The organism is Zhouia spongiae, from assembly GCF_022760175.1.
Taxonomy (GTDB): Bacteria; Bacteroidota; Bacteroidia; order Flavobacteriales; family Flavobacteriaceae; genus Zhouia; species Zhouia spongiae.
In genome coordinates this window covers 2,979,092-2,995,135 of the sequence record NZ_CP094326.1, presented here as the reverse complement: position 1 = coordinate 2,995,135, position 16,044 = coordinate 2,979,092, and the positions used below count along the sequence as shown (strand labels likewise).

Here is a 16,044-nt window from a genome sequence, read left to right as displayed (position 1 = left end):
ATCTAAAAATCAAAAGCATCCTTTTCGGGTGCTTTTTTTGATTTCACACGGTAAAAATGTAAAAAAAATCAGCTAAATTAGCATGTATCAGACCATTAAAATTACACAGAATGAAAACTCAAATGCTCACCTTTGTTCTTCTATTAATCATTAGTGCATGTAAAAACGACAAAAAGGAAGATGTAATATCCGAAAAGTCTGCTGAAAATGAAACCTCGAAAAAAACTGTTCTTTACGAAGAATGTTATCAGTATTCTAACGGGAAAGACACAATCAATTTATCATTCAAAAAAGAAAATGATAAAATTGAAGGACAGCTTTCATACCACTTTTTTGAAAAAGACGACAACTACGGCACAATAAATGGTAAGATAAAAGGCGATACAATTTTTGCAGATTATACGTTTGCTTCAGAAGGGATTCAATCTGTCAGGGAAGTGGTTTTTTTAAAGAAAAACAGTACTTACACCGAAGGCTACGCCCCTATTGAAGAAGTTAATGGAAAAACTGTATACAAAGACCTGTCTCTATTAAATTTTAACAACAGTTTCATTATGAATAAAACAGACTGTAAACAACACATTAAAAATTAACATATGAAAAGAATTATTTTTGTTTTTGCCTTGGTTCTGGCTATTTCTGCATGTAGTACAACAAAAAACAGTAAAACGACCGACACAGACAAATTAGAAGGCGCTACATGGAAATTAACATATATAACCGGTGCTAGAATTGCATTTGAAGGACTCTATCCTAATGAAAAACCAACAGTCATTTTTAATTTGGCAGAAAATAGTATTGGCGGGAACACTAGCTGTAATGCATACACTAGTCAGATCATCATTGAAGGAAACAACATTACATTAAAAGACCCTGCATCTACAATGAGGTTTTGTGAAGGTGGCGGTGAACAAGCCTTTACCAGATTGTTTTCAAAAATCAACAATTATAAAGTTACAGACAATACTTTGAGCTTCTATATGGATGATGTAGAAATGATGCGCTTTAAAAAGCAATAAAAAACATACAGAAAAAGGCTCTCAATCGAGAGCCTTTTTATACTTTTAATAACTGATATGCTTGTCTTGCAATCTCCAATTCTTCATTCGTAGGCACGACCAAAACATCTACCTTTGAATTTTCCGGACTAATTAATCGTATATCTTTTGACCTGATATTATTCTTATTAGAATCAATATTAATACCCAGATATTCCATATCCGAGCAAACCATCCTTCTTAATGTACTGCTATTCTCCCCTATTCCAGCCGTAAAAACCAGGGCATCAATACCATTCATGGCAGCAACGTATGATCCTATATACTTTTTGATCCGATAGGCATTCATTTCTAATGCCAGCATACAATCCTTATTTCCCTTAGACGCTTCTTCTTCTATATTCCTGAGATCACTGAATCCGGTGAGTCCCAGCATTCCGCTCTTCTTGTGAAGCAATTCACTAACTTCCGGTAATGTATAACCAAGTTTTTCTACCAGATAAAAAATTACCGATTGGTCAATATCTCCACTTCTCGTTCCCATGATTAAACCATTTACCGGTCCGAAGCCTAATGAATGGTCTACACTTTTTCCGTCGTTAATCGCCGTAATACTACATCCATTACCCAAATGTACAGTAATCACTTTAGAAACAGGTTTCGCCAAATATTCCAAAGTTTTGGTGTGCACGTATTTATGACTGGTTCCATGAAAACCATACAGTCTTATCCGATACTTCTCATGAAACTCATTTGGAATTGCGTATTTATGAGCCTTTACAGGAATTGATTGATGAAAAGCAGTATCGAAAACTGCAACTTGTTTAGCTTTAGGGAATATATTTTCTGCTACTTCAATGCCGGTATAATTAGGCGGATTATGTAAAGGCGCTAAATTAAAGAGATCTTTTATTTTATTTTTGACAGCCTTATCTATCAAAATAGTATCTGAAAAAGCTGCCCCACCGTGAACAACTCTGTGGCCTACGATATCTATATCAGCGGCATTTTTAATTACTCCGTTCTTTTCATCCATCAGGAGTCTGGATATTTCTCTCAAACCGACACTATGATCCGGAATTTTTATTCTTTCTTCGTGATTTACCTTTTCTGTTTTATAATGTATTGTAGCATCTTCAAGACCTATTCTTTCAACCAGACCGGACGCTTCGACTTTCGCTTCCGGCATTTTAAACAATTGAAACTTTATCGAGGAACTACCGGAATTAATTACTAAAATATTTTTCATCGTACTAATTTTCTAAATTCCTTGTGCCTGAATAGCAGTAATAATTACTGTATTGAAAATATCATCAACCGTGCAGCCCCTGCTTAAATCATTAACCGGTTTGTTTAGTCCTTGTAGCATTGGCCCAATAGCCAAAGCACCGGTTTCCCTTTGTACTGCCTTATATGTATTGTTCCCTGTATTGAGGTCCGGAAAGATCAATACACTGGCCTGTCCGGCAACCTCAGAGTCTGGCAATTTACTTTTACCTATTGTCAGGTCAACAGCGGCATCGTACTGAATAGGTCCTTCAATTTTCAAATCAGGACGTTGTTTCTTTACAATCTCGGTCGCTTCACGAACCCTGTCCACATCTTCTCCTTTTCCTGAAGTTCCTGAAGAATAAGACAACATGGCAATTTTTGGTTCTATGCCAAAGTTTATACTGCTCTCTGCAGATGAAATGGCAATTTCGGCCAGATCATGTGCTGATGGATTCGGGTTGATCGCACAATCTCCAAACACGGAAACCCTGTCTTCTAAACACATGAAAAACACAGATGACACCAAGGAAACACCTGGTTTGGTTTTTATAAACTGTAATGCCGGACGTATGGTGTGCTGGGTCGTATGCATAGCTCCTGACACCATTCCGTCTGCATGCCCTTTATGAATCATCATTGTACCATAATAAGAAACATCGGTCATGCAGTCGCGCGCTATATCCATGTTTACATTTTTATGCTTTCGAAGCTCGTAGAATGTTTCGGCATAATCTTCAAAATACTCAGATTTTGGAGGGTTTATGACTGAAACCTTATCAAAGTCTATAGGTAAGCCCAGTTCGGTTGCTTTTTCTTTTATTTTGTCTTGATCTCCTAATAAAGTTAAATCTACAAGACCTAATGTAGACAGTCTGAAGGTTGCCTTTAAAACCCTTTCATCAATTCCTTCCGGCAATACAATATGCTTTCGCTGCTTCTGAGCTTTTCTAATTAAGCTATACTGAAACATTCTTGGAGTGATTCCGGCATTTTCAAAACCGGCCAGTTTATCCATCAGCCCATCTATATTAACATATTTTTCAAAAGTGCTGATTGAAGTATTAATTTTTGGAATACTGTCAGCGTATATATTCGACTTTATGTTTCCTATTTTATTAGTTACCTGAAAAGTTCCTTCTTTCACTGATATGATCGGCACCACCTGAGATACTCCGTCTATCAGACGCAATATGGTATCTTCAGGAATAATACCACCCGTTAAAATAATACCTGATACCCTGGGATAGTTAGCCGATATATTGGCCTGAAGCGCTCCCAATATTATATCTGCCCTGTCTCCCGGAGTTATAACAAGACTATTCTCCCTTAAGTGGTTTAAATAGTTTCTTAATTGCATCGCCCCGACTCCATAACTACCTGTCTGATTATCTAAAAAATCTCCCCCGAACAATACTTCGCCGTCCAATTCCTCAAGAATCTCTTTCATGGTAGGATTGGCAAGCATTTGCTGCATAGGAATAGCAAAAACCTCTACATTATCGGGTAAAAATGATTTTATTCCATCGGTAGCCAGCTCCATATTGGCTTCCTGAATTTTATTTGCTGCAATTCCTATTACTTTTACATCTTTATTAACGAAAGTATTGTATGCCAGTTGTAAATTCCCGAAAAGCTCTTCTTTTGTCTTATTAACGCCACTCCCGATAATAATTACAGGAATCCCAAGGTTTTTAGCTATGTGAACGTTTACGTCAAATTCAAAAACACTGGATTCTTTAGAAAAATCTGAACCTTCAACCAATACAAAATCAAAATTCTCTTCAACCTCTTTATATTTCTGAATGATCGTGTCTAAAACTTCCCCCGATTTTCCTTCGTTCTGTTTCTGGATCACCTGGCTCACCGTATAGGCATAGGTATTTTCATAAGGTATATCCACATTAAAAAAAGATAGAATAGTATCTATATGATTGTCCCTTTTTTGATCTTTCGGGTCATCAATAATCGGTCTGAAGTATCCTACTCTCGGAGTTTTAGCTAAAAATGCCTGCATAAGCCCAAGAGTCATCAGCGATTTTCCACTGTTTGCTTCCAGAGTTGTTATATATAAACCTTTATTCATCAGTTTAATTTTTAAATCTTAAATTTTATGTAAAATACGGAGATTTCAACAAAAGAAAAACTAAGCATTATCAGTTTTAAAATAATTTCTTTTAAATAACTTTAGCCCCTATAAAAACTATTTTATGACCACTATTTTCATAAACATAAAAGAACTATTACAAACAAGACCGAGAGAAATAACAAAAGTATCCGGTTTGCAAATGAAAGTTTTACCCAGTATAAAAAATGCATATCTGTTGATTAAGGATGATGAAATCATTGATTTTGGCGAAATGAACAACACCTGTTTCGGTATAGCAGATGAAGTCGTAGATTGTACCGGAAAAATTGTTTTGCCTGCCTGGGTAGACAGTCATACGCATATTGTATATGCAGGAAACAGGGAACAAGAATTTGTAGACCGTATTAACGGGCTATCATATGAAGAGATTGCAAGCAGAGGCGGCGGCATCCTGAATTCGGCTGAAAAACTGCAAAACACATCTGAAGAAGATCTATACAAACAATCTAAAAAGCGCCTGGAAGAAATAATGCAATTGGGTACAGGTGCAGTAGAAATAAAAAGTGGCTACGGACTTACCGTTGAAGCTGAAATAAAAATGCTGCGGGTTATCAGAAGATTAAAAGATGAATACAAATTACCGATAAAAGCTACTTTTTTAGGCGCACATGCCGTTCCTAAAGAATTTAAAGATAATAAAGATGGTTATATGGATCAGATCATCAACCAAATGCTCCCCGCTGTTTCTGATGAAGGATTAGCCGATTATATCGATATTTTCTGTGAAAAGGGTTATTTCTCTATTGAAGACACTGAACGTATACTCGAGGCCGGGAAAAAATATGGTTTAAGAGCCAAGATTCATGTTAATCAATTCAATATTATCGGTGGGGTCACTACAGGTGTTAAATACAATGCTTTGTCTGTCGATCATCTGGAGGTTATATCTGATGATGATATAGAGGTGCTGAAAAATTCTGAAACCATGCCGGTTGCCTTACCTTCGTGTTCATACTTCCTGGGCATTCCTTATACTCCGGCCAGAAAAATCATAGATGCAGGATTGCCGCTGGCATTGGCTACAGACTTTAACCCGGGATCTACACCGAGCGGAAATATGAATTTTGTTGTATCGACTGCCTGCATAAAAATGAAGATGACACCTGAAGAGGCTATCAACGCAGCCACTATAAATGCTGCTTATGCCATGGATGTAACAGAAACTCATGGAAGCATTACCATCGGAAAAAAAGCAAATCTCATTGTTACTAAAGAAATTCCTTCATTTGGTTTTTTACCCTACGCTTTCGGTACAAATAATATTGACAGCGTTTTTATAAACGGACAAAAGATATAGTAAACTACCTCGGGGCAAGCCCACGAGAGGGCCAAGCGTAAAGAAAAGGTCTGGCAGACCTTTTTAGCGATGGAGCCGGCTGGCGCATGGCAAAACATTTCGACGCAAGCCCTGTAAAATTCCGTTCAGGAGGATTTCACAAGGGCAAGTCCAATGAAATTCCTTTAGGAATATTTCACAAAGACAAGCGTCGGAGCATTTAAATCTTGATGATCGAATAAAAAAGCGCCGGTTTTTAACCGGCGCTTTCCACATATAATGATATGCCCTCCTATTTTAGTGTAAACGTGTTAGTTCCTAACACCCTAAGTTTATCATCAAATACTTTTGCTGTATATGTTCCGTTAGGAAACTCACTCCCCTCTTTAGAAACAAACTCACAAACATCCAGCGCTGTATTTTCATAGTAAAAACTAGACGCTTTGGTATAAGTAATATTCGTTCCTTCTTCCTCATTTGCAGCAATGGCTCTTTCTCCCAGGATATTCCCCGCAGGATCAGTTACCTGAATGTAAAACTGTTTAGGTCCGGGACTTGAGATCTTATTATCTCCTACTGTATAGCATAATTTAATTTTATCGGCTCTGCTGCTACGGTTCGTGGATACCAACTTCCCGCTGTTTCTTTCTTTAACAGCCTCAATATTAAATTTGCTTAAATTCAAAGCCGAACCGGCTTCAACAATTTTTGCCAATTGGGTATTCTGTACTACCAAAGAATCTGTAAAAGTAGTCTGTTCTTCCAAAGCTACGATCGTACTGTCTCTTTGCATGGCTATCAGCTCGTTCGACTTTTTCAACGAATCGTTTTGAGCTAATAAATACTCTCTTTCTTTTCTAAGCTGATTTACTTGTCTTCTGTACCTGTATAAAGCTGAAATATCCGCTTTCATCGTTTTTACCGAATCAATGTAGCTTGCAATCCTATCCCTGGCCTCTTCTAATTCTGTACTCGCTTGTTCGTTATTAGCAATTGCTTTATCGTAATCCGACTTAAGATTATTAAGATCTTCTATAACCAGATCCTTTTCTTCGTTTAATTTTGTAGTAGTTTGCTTTTTATCATTGTACAGGCTGATAGTGTAGATTAGTGTCCCTACCAAGGCCGCACCAAGCAAACCGGCAATTACTTTTAAACTGTTACTACTGTTTGTTGCAGTCATGATTGTGATTTTAATTAATTAATTTAAATTTAGGTTCATCTGGTAATTTGTATAAACATATTACAATTATTATATACGTTCCAATTTAATTTTTAGATTTTTTAATAACATTTGTAATAAAAATTTTATGCGTACATACTTTGTTACTTATCAACTAAAGACTATAAATAAATATATAAGTCATCGCAAAGGGGAAGTCAAGATTGGTGAAAAATTTAAATTTGTCGAAGGTAAATCTCCTCTTGAAGAAGAAATAAAAGCCTCTAAATCCAAATATGTGATTTTTGGGATTCCCGAAGATTATGGCGTTCAGGCTAATCACGGACGGCCCGGAGCCGTTAGCGCCTGGGAAGCAACCCTGAGGTCGTTGCTTAACGTTCAACAAAACAGCTATAATAAAGGAGGTAAGATCCTTTTACTGGGACATTTTGATTTCTCGAATGAAGCAGCTAATATAAATTTCTCAGAACCTGAACTTCCCAAAAAGTTACAGAGCGTAATTAATCGTATCGATAAAGAAGTTACTTACCTGGTAAATGTCATCGTAAGCAATGGTAAAATCCCGATTGTCATAGGAGGCGGACATAACAATGCTTACGGTATTATAAAAGGTTGTGCACTGGCCCATGCCAAACCCGTAAATGTCATCAATATTGATGCGCATACAGATTTCAGGACTACTGATTTACGACATAGCGGCAACGGTTTTTCTTATGCCTTTGATGAAGGGTTCTTAAATAAGTACTTTATCTTCGGGCTTCACGAAAATTATACTTCAAAGGAAATATTCAACAAGCTTGATGATGAAGATGAAAGAATTCAATATAACACTCTGGAGTCTATCGCCATTAGAAGGGAAAGGGATCTTGCCGGGGAAGCAGACCGTGCCTTATCTTTTGTTCAAGATGAACATTTTGGACTGGAAATTGATTGCGATGCCATTATTAATATTCCTTCAAGTGCCATGACCCCTTCGGGCTTGGCTGTTAATGACACACGTTATTTGACCCATAAATTTAGCCGAAACGAAAACATACAATACCTGCATATTTGTGAAGCGGCACCAGATTCAGATAAAAAGAGTGATATGATACTTGTTGGTAAATTGATCAGTTATCTTATTACGGACTTTATTAAAAAATAATACGCATTTTCGGAATTCAATAGATTTTCATATATTTACATAATTGCTTATATAAACACATATGGAGTTTAATATTGATAAAGAAATTGGTTTAGGTTCGAGACTAAAACGGACCAGTGATCTTATGATGAAAGAGATCCGGGAAGTATATCTGCACTATAGTTATGATTTCGATCCTTATTTATTCCCGGTTTTTGCCATTATAAATAAAAATGAAGAAATAACTACCAAAGATATTTGTGAAACACTAAGCGTAAGTCAACCGGCCATAACACAAGCTATCTATAAATTAAAGATCAGGGGGTTAATTGAGATCGCTGCTGATAATACAGACAAACGAAAGAAAAACATTTCTCCCTCTGTAAAAGGGAAATCCCTGTATAAGAGCTTGATCCCCTTATGGAAATCTATGGATTCATGTGTAAAAAGAATAACTCATTACACTTCTGACAGCCTGATAGAACACTTAGATAAGCTTGAAGAAATATTACAACAACAGAAACTCAGCAAAATGATTATACAATACCACGATGAAAATAAACTGGAGGATATTGATATTATTCGCTTCCATCCGAAATATATCAACGCTTTCAAAGAATTGAACCTTGAATGGCTAAAAGCATATTTTGTGGTAGAGCCGTACGACATCAAAATACTGGAAAATGCAGAAAATCATATTATTAATAAAGGGGGCTATATCTTTTTCGCCAGGCATAACGAAAATATTGTGGGTACCGTAGCCCTTATTAAGATTAGAGAAGGTGTATATGAACTGAGCAAGATGGCAGTGTCACCTAAACACAGGGGGCTGAAAATCGGACAGAAACTAATGCAATATGCTATCGATTTTGCTAGGGACAATAAATGGGAGAAGCTCATTTTGTATTCAAATACAAAACTAGAAAACGCGATACATATCTACAGGAAATATGGTTTTAAAGAAGTAACTGTGGAAGAAGACTGTGTTTATTTACGTTGTAATATTAAAATGGAACTTCCTGTTCAATAAGTAAGCGGAACTCTTTATAGTTCCGCTTACTTATACAAGGTTTAAAATTGTTGAGCTTCAGTTGAACCTTTCATTGCTACTGTCGAAACGTTCCCTGAGGTTATCGTATTTTGAATAGCATCGAAATAGGTTGTTCCTACAAAACTTTGATGCTTCACAGCCCTGAATCCGCTTTTTTGCAGGCTGAACTCTCTTTCCTGTAATTCTGAATACCCGGCCATTCCTCTTTCTTTATAAGCGGCAGACAATTCAAACATACTTGTGTTTAAGGCATGAAACCCGGCAAGTGTAATAAATTGAAATTTAAATCCTAAAGAGGCCAGCTCTTCCCTAAAGGTCTCCATTTCCGGAACACTTAATTTTGAAGCCCAGTTAAAAGATGGTGAACAGTTGTAAGCTAATAGTTTTCCTGGGTACTTTTCATGTATTGCTTCTGCAAATTTTCTAGCCTCATTTATATCCGGGGTTGATGTTTCCAACCATAGTAAATCCGCATACGGAGCATAGCTCAACCCTCTGTCTATTCCCTGTTCCAGTCCATTTTTTACGTAAAAGAACCCCTCTGTACTCCTTTCTCCTGTTATAAATTTTCTGTCTCTTTCGTCTACATCACTGGTTAACAAAGTAGCTGCATTAGCGTCGGTCCGTGCAATAATTATTGTAGGTACCCCCATTACATCAGCAGCAAGCCGGGCTGCAATTAATTTATCGATAGCTTCTTTTGTGGGAACAAGCACTTTCCCTCCTAAATGTCCGCATTTTTTGGCGGAAGACAATTGATCTTCAAAATGTACTCCGGATGCACCGGCCTCTATCATTGCCTTCATAAGCTCAAATGCATTCAGGTTCCCCCCGAAACCGGCCTCTGCATCAGCCACAATAGGTACTAAATAATCTTTTTTGTCTTGTATATTATTAACCACTTGTATCTGATCGGCTCGTAGCAGGGCTTTATTTATCCTCTTTACAACCATCGGCACACTATTAACCGGATATAATGACTGGTCAGGATACATCTCTCCTGCAAGGTTGGCATCTGCTGCTACCTGCCACCCACTTAAATAAATAGCTTCCAGTCCGGCTTCAACTTCCTGAATAGCCTGATTGCCTGTCAGAGCCCCCAAACCGGCAACCCAGTCTTGTGAATTCAGCTTTTTCCATAAAACTTCCGAACCTCTTTTAGCAATACTATGTTCGATCTGATAAGACCCCTTAAGGTTTATCACTTCTTGAGCTGTATATGGCCGTTCAATTCCGCTCCATCTGGGATTGGTCGTCCATTCGGTTACCAGTTGCTGAATTTTTTGTTCTGTTTTCATGATGTTTGTTTTTAATAGTTAGTTTGTTTGTTAGAGTATATGTGTAGTTATAAATATTTATAGGCCGGAATCGTTAAAAACTCTTCAAAATCATCTGCCTTTACCAACTTACCGAAAAGTGCTATTGCAGTCTTGTATTTCCCCTGATCAAAATTGGCCTCGCCAACCTGTTGTTTCAATTTTTTAATTTCATCCTCGAAGATCTTGTCATAATAAGCTTCATCAAGCTTTTTACCATTGTCCAAAGAAGCTTGGGTGTGTAACCATTGCCATACCTGCGTTCTTGATATTTCAGCTGTGGCAGCATCCTCCATAAGATGATATAAAGCCACCGCACCATTACCCCTCAACCAATTCTCTATGTAAAGAATCCCTACATTGATGTTCTTCCTGATGCCCTCTTCGGTGATGCTTCCTTCCGGTATTTTTACCAGGTCAGCTTCTGTAATCACAATTTCATCTCTTCTTTTATCGATCTGGTGAGCACCCGGCATATGTGCATCAAAAACATCTGTTGCCAGCTTCACCAATCCGGGATGAGCTACCCAGGTACCGTCATGTCCGTTCTTAACCTCCCTGATTTTGTCTGCATAAACTTTTTTAAAAGCCAGTTCATTTGCTTTTTCATCGTTTTTAATAGGAATTTGTGCAGCCATCCCTCCAATTGCATGAACACCTCTCTTATGGCATTTTTGTATGACCAACTTCGAATAAGACTCCATAAAGGGTGTTGTCATGGTTACCTGATCCCTGTCCGGTACAATAAACCCCGGTTGATTTCTTAACTTTTTGATATACGAAAAGATATAATCCCATCTTCCACAATTTAAACCTGCCATATGTTCTTTAAGCTCATATACGATCTCATCTAACTGAAAACTTGCAGTAATTGTTTCGATCAAAACCGTGGCTTTTATTGTTCCTTCGGGAATGCCCAAGTAGTCTTGAGCGAATAAGAATACTTGATTCCACCATCTTGCCTCCATATAGTGCTCCAGTTTTGGAAGATAGAAATACGGAGCACTCCCCTGTTCCAATAATGATTTCGCATTGTGAAAAAAGTAAAGGCCAAAATCTGCAAGACTTCCCGACATTGCTTCTCCATCGATCAACAAATGCTTCTCGTTTAAATGAAGCCCTCTGGGGCGTACGATCAGAGTAGCTATATCGTCATTGAGTACATAGCGCTTGTTCCTCTTTTCGTCATGGTACGAAATCGTTCTGTTTACGGCATCTATCAGGTTTTGCTGTCCCTCCATGATGTTATTCCATGTCGGAGAAGTACTGTCCTCTAAATCGGCCATAAATGTCTTAGCTCCCGAATTAAGGGCATTGATCATCATCTTACGGTCTACCGGCCCTGTAATCTCGACACGTCTGTCTAAAAGATCGTTCGGTATCGGCGCGGCTTTCCAATCTGATTTTCTTATGTTTTTGGTTTCTGCCGGAAAAACAGGAAGCTTTCCTTTATTGAAAAACCCCTGCTCCAATACCCTTCTTTGCAAAAGATCCGATCGTTCTTTATTAAATCTTCTGTGTAGCTCGGTTAAAAAGACCTTAGCCTCTTTTGTTAGTATCTCCGTAAAATGCTGTTGAACACTTTCATCATACTGAAAGCTGAATTTGGCAAGTGTAGAATGTTCCATAATTCAAAAAATTTATAGAACAATATTAAAATAAAAAAATCATAAATAAAAGCGAACGTTCGCTAAATGTTATTTTTCATCGTTAAACAGTCATTCGCAAAAGTTGTTTATATTTGCTTTTATGATGATAGAAGAAGAATATATCAGGCTCATTTTTGGATTGAAGCTGAAACAGGTCCGTACCGAAAAGAATTTATCTCTTTTCGGGTTATCGAAACTAACCGGATTGTCCAAATCTTATTTAAACGAGATTGAAAAAGGGAAGAAATATCCTAAAACAGATAAGATATTGCTTCTTTCCGAAGCTCTTGACATCCCCTACGATCAACTCGTATCTATAAAACTGGATAAAAATCTGGCTCCTTTGGGTGAGATCTTGCAATCAAAAATCCTGAAGGAAATTCCACTAAATCTTTTTGGCATTCAAGAGAACGATCTTATTGATATTATTGCCGAGGCTCCTGCGAAAGTAAATGCTTTTATAAGCACCATCATCAAAATAGCCCAAAACTATAACTTAAGCAGGGAAAGTTTCTTTTTGGCGTCGCTGCGATCATATCAGGAGGCCCATAATAACTATTTTAAGGATATCGAGGAACTGGCAGTAAAATTTGCTGAAGCTTATCAGATCAACCTGGAAAAAACATTATCCTCATCGGAATTAGAAGAAATATTAAAAGAAGAATACGGATACACCATCAATGAAACCGAATTAGACAAATATAAAGAACTTGACAATCTAAGGTGTGTCTTCATTCCTAAAAACAAAATATTATTACTCGATGGTCTGGTAGATGAAGCGCAAAGAACTTTTATCTATGCCAAAGAAATTGCCTATAACTATTTAAATATTAAAGAACGGTTATATACTTTTCCCTGGATACAATTTAAAAGCTTCGACGAAGTTCTGAATAATTTCTATGCCTCATATTTTGCAGGTGCTTTGGTCATTCCGCGAAAAACCCTGACTCGAGAACTTAAAAGCTTTTTTAATCATGCAGAATTTGACAATAGCGCTTTTTTAAAAATGATTGAAGGTTTCAATGCTTCTCCGGAATCGTTTTACCAGCGTCTGACCAACATTTTGCCCGTTGATTTCAATCTTAAAAATCTATTCTTTTTACGATTTACCCACAAATCGAAATCAAACAGGTTTCACCTGAAGAAAGAATTGCATATTACCCACCAGCAATCGCCGCAAGCCAATGAACTGAATGAACATTATTGTCGGAGATGGGTATCTATCAAGACCCTTCAGGAGATCGAAAAAACAAACCAGCAGCATGTATTTGACGTTCAGATATCAGATTATGTTACTAATGGTAATAAATACCTGGTCTTATCATCAGCAACCCAGGACCCTTTTAAAAAAGGCTATTACAGGAGTATCAGCATAGGTTTTCTTATATCAGCCAACCTGAAGCAAAAAGTAAATTTTATTGATAACGAGCATATTGAAACTAAAAGGGTAGGCGTTACCTGCGAAACATGCCCAATTACAGATTGTAAAGAACGAATGGTACCTCCGGTACAGATTGAAAAACAGTTACGTTATCAAAAAACGGCCGAACTTGTAGAAAGACTTATATTAAAATACTCTAGCTAGGAATGCTTTTATTATTCAGGTTCTTAATGATTATCTGGAAGAATTCATGTTTATCGTATGGTTTATTGATAATGTCATTTATACCATGTTCATAGATATTCGATTCGATCTCGTCAATTTGTAAAGCTGTCAGGGCAATGATTGGCACCTCAAGATTAAATTCCCGGATAAGCCTGCTGGCTTCCATCCCGTTCATCTTTGGCATGTTAAGATCCATCAGTACCAGATCAAAATGATCTTTCTTCAATACATCGACTGCTTCCTCCCCATTTCCTACTACGGTACAGTTAAACTTGGCTTTCTGTAAAATACTCTGGGTCACAATTTGATTGATCTTATTATCCTCAACGATCAACACTCGATTTTTAGCTCCCAAAATATAAGGTAGCTCTTCCAATGCATCATCCATTGTTTCCCCTTCTACAAAATCGAAATTCACTACGAAACTAAAACATGAACCTTTACCGGGCTCACTATTTAAAGCTATGCTGCTATCAAAGATCTCAACCAATTTTCTAACTATGGACAATCCCAGTCCGGTACCCTGATACTCATTATTACCCCTGTCAAGCTGAGCAAAATTTTCAAATATTTGTTCCTGGTCTTCTTTCGAGATCCCCTTACCGTTATCTTTAATTAAAAACTCGATTTTCGCCTTAGATGAAGCCTTTGAGACCAACTTCATATGGAGGCTGATTTCTCCCCTGGTTGTAAATTTGATAGCATTTCCAATCAGGTTGATCAGAATCTGTGAGAGCCTGACGGAATCTCCATGAACTATTATCGGGATACTGTCATCGAAATGATATGTCAAGACATTTTCTTTTTGTTCTGCCTGAAACCCAAACGAATTGATGATGTTCTTTCCTAATTGCTTTATATTGAATTTCGTTTTTTCCAAAACAACTTTATTCGACTCGATTTTACTCAGTTGAAGTACATCATTTATTAAATTCAATAAATAATCTCCCGAAAACTTTAACGATTTCAGGTATTGATATTCCTTATTGGTAAATTTCGATTCTTCCAGTAACAGGGATGTTAATCCTACCACCCCGTATAGCGGGGTTCTTAATTCGTGACTTACCGTCGAGATAAACTGAGATTTAACATTAGAAAGTTTTTCGGCCTCTTCCTTGGCTACCTCCAACTGGATATTCTGAAGTTCCAGCTCTTTGTTTATGTGCTTAATGTGTTTAATACTCGCCAGTAAAAGCATTAACAATATGAACAGGACCAGTACCCCGATACCTGTAAACAGTGCCAATTGCTTAGACTTCTTTAATACGCGGTTCTGAGCCTCTCGTTCTTTTTCTGCGAGTTCGAGGTCCCTGCGGTACTCATCAGCGTCAAATCGTGCTTTTGCAACCTCCAGCTGTTTCAGCCTGTCTTCATCAAACACTTTGTTCTTGAATAAGTTATGCATCTCCAAGTCGTTAAAAGCTTTAATCAGCTCTCCTTTGTTTTTATAATGATCTGAAGACGCTTTGTATACTTCTGCCAGATCGAGATACAAATCATCCTCGGTTCCGATGGATATAGCTTTCTTAAAATAATTTTCAGCTTTTTTGTCTTCCCTTTTATATGAATAATATTTCCCTAGCAAATAACTGATCTGAAGTTTACTGGACTTGTCTCCCACTTTATCTATATACACATAAGCCTCTTTTAAGTATGGGTAGGCATTTTCGTATTTCTTATTGTCTATATAGGTCCAGCCTATGTTTATAATCGGCGTTAGTATATCTAGAGAATCATTTACTTCCTTGGCTTTTTGAAGTGATTTTTGATAGTATTCGAGTCCCTTGTCATTATTCTTAAGACCATCAGTATATACATTCCCAAGGTTATTATAAACCCAACCTATCAACCTCGTATTCTTGTCTTGTTCTGCATGATATAAGGCCTTCTGATAGTTTTTTTCAGCACTCGGGTAATCCAGTATTATTTCGTAGTTGATGCCTATAACATTGTAAATCCGGGCTAAATAGTCAGAACGTCCTTGTTCCGATGCACGTTCAATGACCTTGTTTGCTATTTCAAATGATTCTTTTAAACGGTATTTTAACTGGGCTTCTTCCGATGCTCTTGTCAGGGAATCCAATATTTTTGAACGATGATCAATATTTTGAGCATTCATCCAGGAGCAACAAATAATATAGAATATGTAGCAGATATATGTCCTCAACATTCGAAAAGTATAACATACAATAATATGAAATATTTGTCTCATCAAGAAGATTTTATCTTATTAACCGACAAAGTACCGATTATCCATCAGCTCCTTCGCCCTGCATTCAAATACAGGACATAAAGCTTGGGATATTCCGGTCTGAAATTTGCCTGACAACCAAAAAACATCGCATATCGCCGGGCATCGGAAATCGATATGGTAAGGACTATAATACCAGAGAAATTAGCTTTAATAAAAAATCCCGGATGATT

General features: G+C 37.2%; 12 protein-coding genes. 6 read left to right on the top strand and 6 right to left on the bottom strand.

Translation table 11 applies throughout. The features are described 5' to 3' along the window. Positions 1 to 110: 110 nt before the first annotated feature. Together MQE36_RS12955 and MQE36_RS12950 are read left to right on the top strand one after the other, a co-directional pair. Positions 111 to 593, top strand: a complete 483-nt coding sequence (locus tag MQE36_RS12955; RefSeq protein ID WP_242936401.1) for a hypothetical protein — start codon at positions 111 to 113, stop codon at positions 591 to 593. A gap of 3 nt (positions 594 to 596) precedes the next feature. After that, the gene (locus MQE36_RS12950; protein WP_242936400.1) at positions 597 to 1,019 is read left to right on the top strand and encodes an META domain-containing protein; all 423 of its coding nucleotides are present in this window, start codon (positions 597 to 599) and stop codon (positions 1,017 to 1,019) included. Positions 1,020 to 1,056: 37 nt separating this feature from the next. On the opposite strand, the gene MQE36_RS12945 is transcribed toward MQE36_RS12950, so the two are convergent. Beyond that, positions 1,057 to 2,247, bottom strand: coding sequence for an acetate/propionate family kinase (locus MQE36_RS12945; RefSeq protein ID WP_242936399.1), 1,191 nt, complete (start codon positions 2,245 to 2,247; stop codon positions 1,057 to 1,059). 12 nt (positions 2,248 to 2,259) lie between these two features. Continuing rightward, positions 2,260 to 4,353 carry a phosphate acetyltransferase gene (gene pta / locus MQE36_RS12940; RefSeq protein ID WP_242936398.1) on the bottom strand — a complete coding sequence of 698 codons (2,094 nt, stop codon included), beginning with the start codon at positions 4,351 to 4,353 and terminating at the stop codon, positions 2,260 to 2,262. A 124-nt stretch (positions 4,354 to 4,477) separates the two neighbouring features. Here pta and hutI point away from each other — a divergent pair, with 124 nt between their 5' ends. Continuing rightward, the gene (hutI, locus tag MQE36_RS12935) at positions 4,478 to 5,713 is read left to right on the top strand and encodes an imidazolonepropionase (RefSeq protein ID WP_242936397.1); all 1,236 of its coding nucleotides are present in this window, start codon (positions 4,478 to 4,480) and stop codon (positions 5,711 to 5,713) included. Between the two features lie 271 nt (positions 5,714 to 5,984). Here hutI and MQE36_RS12930 read toward each other — a convergent pair whose 3' ends face one another. Continuing rightward, positions 5,985 to 6,875, bottom strand: a complete 891-nt coding sequence (locus MQE36_RS12930; protein WP_242936396.1) for an intermediate filament family protein — start codon at positions 6,873 to 6,875, stop codon at positions 5,985 to 5,987. 127 nt (positions 6,876 to 7,002) lie between these two features. On the opposite strand from MQE36_RS12930, the gene MQE36_RS12925 reads away from it, so the two are divergent. Both MQE36_RS12925 and MQE36_RS12920 read left to right on the top strand, forming a co-directional pair. Next, positions 7,003 to 8,019: a formimidoylglutamase gene (locus MQE36_RS12925; protein ID WP_242936395.1), complete on the top strand. Its 1,017-nt coding sequence runs from the start codon at positions 7,003 to 7,005 to the stop codon at positions 8,017 to 8,019. Positions 8,020 to 8,080: 61 nt separating this feature from the next. Then, complete coding sequence (locus tag MQE36_RS12920) at positions 8,081 to 9,028, top strand: bifunctional helix-turn-helix transcriptional regulator/GNAT family N-acetyltransferase (protein WP_242936394.1); 948 nt, start codon at positions 8,081 to 8,083, stop codon at positions 9,026 to 9,028. Between the two features lie 41 nt (positions 9,029 to 9,069). On the opposite strand, the gene aceA is transcribed toward MQE36_RS12920, so the two are convergent. Beyond that, positions 9,070 to 10,347 carry an isocitrate lyase gene (gene aceA, locus MQE36_RS12915; protein ID WP_242936393.1) on the bottom strand — a complete coding sequence of 426 codons (1,278 nt, stop codon included), beginning with the start codon at positions 10,345 to 10,347 and terminating at the stop codon, positions 9,070 to 9,072. Between the two features lie 47 nt (positions 10,348 to 10,394). Continuing rightward, positions 10,395 to 11,993, bottom strand: coding sequence for a malate synthase A (gene aceB / locus MQE36_RS12910; RefSeq protein ID WP_242936392.1), 1,599 nt, complete (start codon positions 11,991 to 11,993; stop codon positions 10,395 to 10,397). Between the two features lie 127 nt (positions 11,994 to 12,120). Between aceB and MQE36_RS12905 the strand changes: the two genes are divergently transcribed. Further along, positions 12,121 to 13,599, top strand: coding sequence for a helix-turn-helix domain-containing protein (locus tag MQE36_RS12905; protein WP_242938850.1), 1,479 nt, complete (start codon positions 12,121 to 12,123; stop codon positions 13,597 to 13,599). Here the strand turns inward: MQE36_RS12905 and MQE36_RS12900 are convergent. Then, complete coding sequence (locus MQE36_RS12900) at positions 13,592 to 15,832, bottom strand: tetratricopeptide repeat-containing hybrid sensor histidine kinase/response regulator (RefSeq protein ID WP_242936391.1); 2,241 nt, start codon at positions 15,830 to 15,832, stop codon at positions 13,592 to 13,594. The two genes, MQE36_RS12905 and MQE36_RS12900, sit on opposite strands and share 8 nt — an antisense overlap. Between the last annotated feature and the right edge of the window lie 212 nt (positions 15,833 to 16,044).

Bases quoted from the DNA above. Each gene is read 5' to 3' on its own strand.
- MQE36_RS12955 (WP_242936401.1), top strand. From the start codon at position 111: ATGAAAACTCAAATGCTCACCTTTGTTCTTCTATTAATCATTAGTGCA.
- MQE36_RS12950 (WP_242936400.1), top strand. From the start codon at position 597: ATGAAAAGAATTATTTTTGTTTTTGCCTTGGTTCTGGCTATTTCTGCA.
- MQE36_RS12945 (WP_242936399.1), bottom strand. From the start codon at position 2,247: ATGAAAAATATTTTAGTAATTAATTCCGGTAGTTCCTCGATAAAGTTT.
- pta (WP_242936398.1), bottom strand. From the start codon at position 4,353: ATGAATAAAGGTTTATATATAACAACTCTGGAAGCAAACAGTGGAAAA.
- hutI (WP_242936397.1), top strand. From the start codon at position 4,478: ATGACCACTATTTTCATAAACATAAAAGAACTATTACAAACAAGACCG.
- MQE36_RS12930 (WP_242936396.1), bottom strand. From the start codon at position 6,875: ATGACTGCAACAAACAGTAGTAACAGTTTAAAAGTAATTGCCGGTTTG.
- MQE36_RS12925 (WP_242936395.1), top strand. From the start codon at position 7,003: ATGCGTACATACTTTGTTACTTATCAACTAAAGACTATAAATAAATAT.
- MQE36_RS12920 (WP_242936394.1), top strand. From the start codon at position 8,081: ATGGAGTTTAATATTGATAAAGAAATTGGTTTAGGTTCGAGACTAAAA.
- aceA (WP_242936393.1), bottom strand. From the start codon at position 10,347: ATGAAAACAGAACAAAAAATTCAGCAACTGGTAACCGAATGGACGACC.
- aceB (WP_242936392.1), bottom strand. From the start codon at position 11,993: ATGGAACATTCTACACTTGCCAAATTCAGCTTTCAGTATGATGAAAGT.
- MQE36_RS12900 (WP_242936391.1), bottom strand. From the start codon at position 15,832: ATGAGACAAATATTTCATATTATTGTATGTTATACTTTTCGAATGTTG.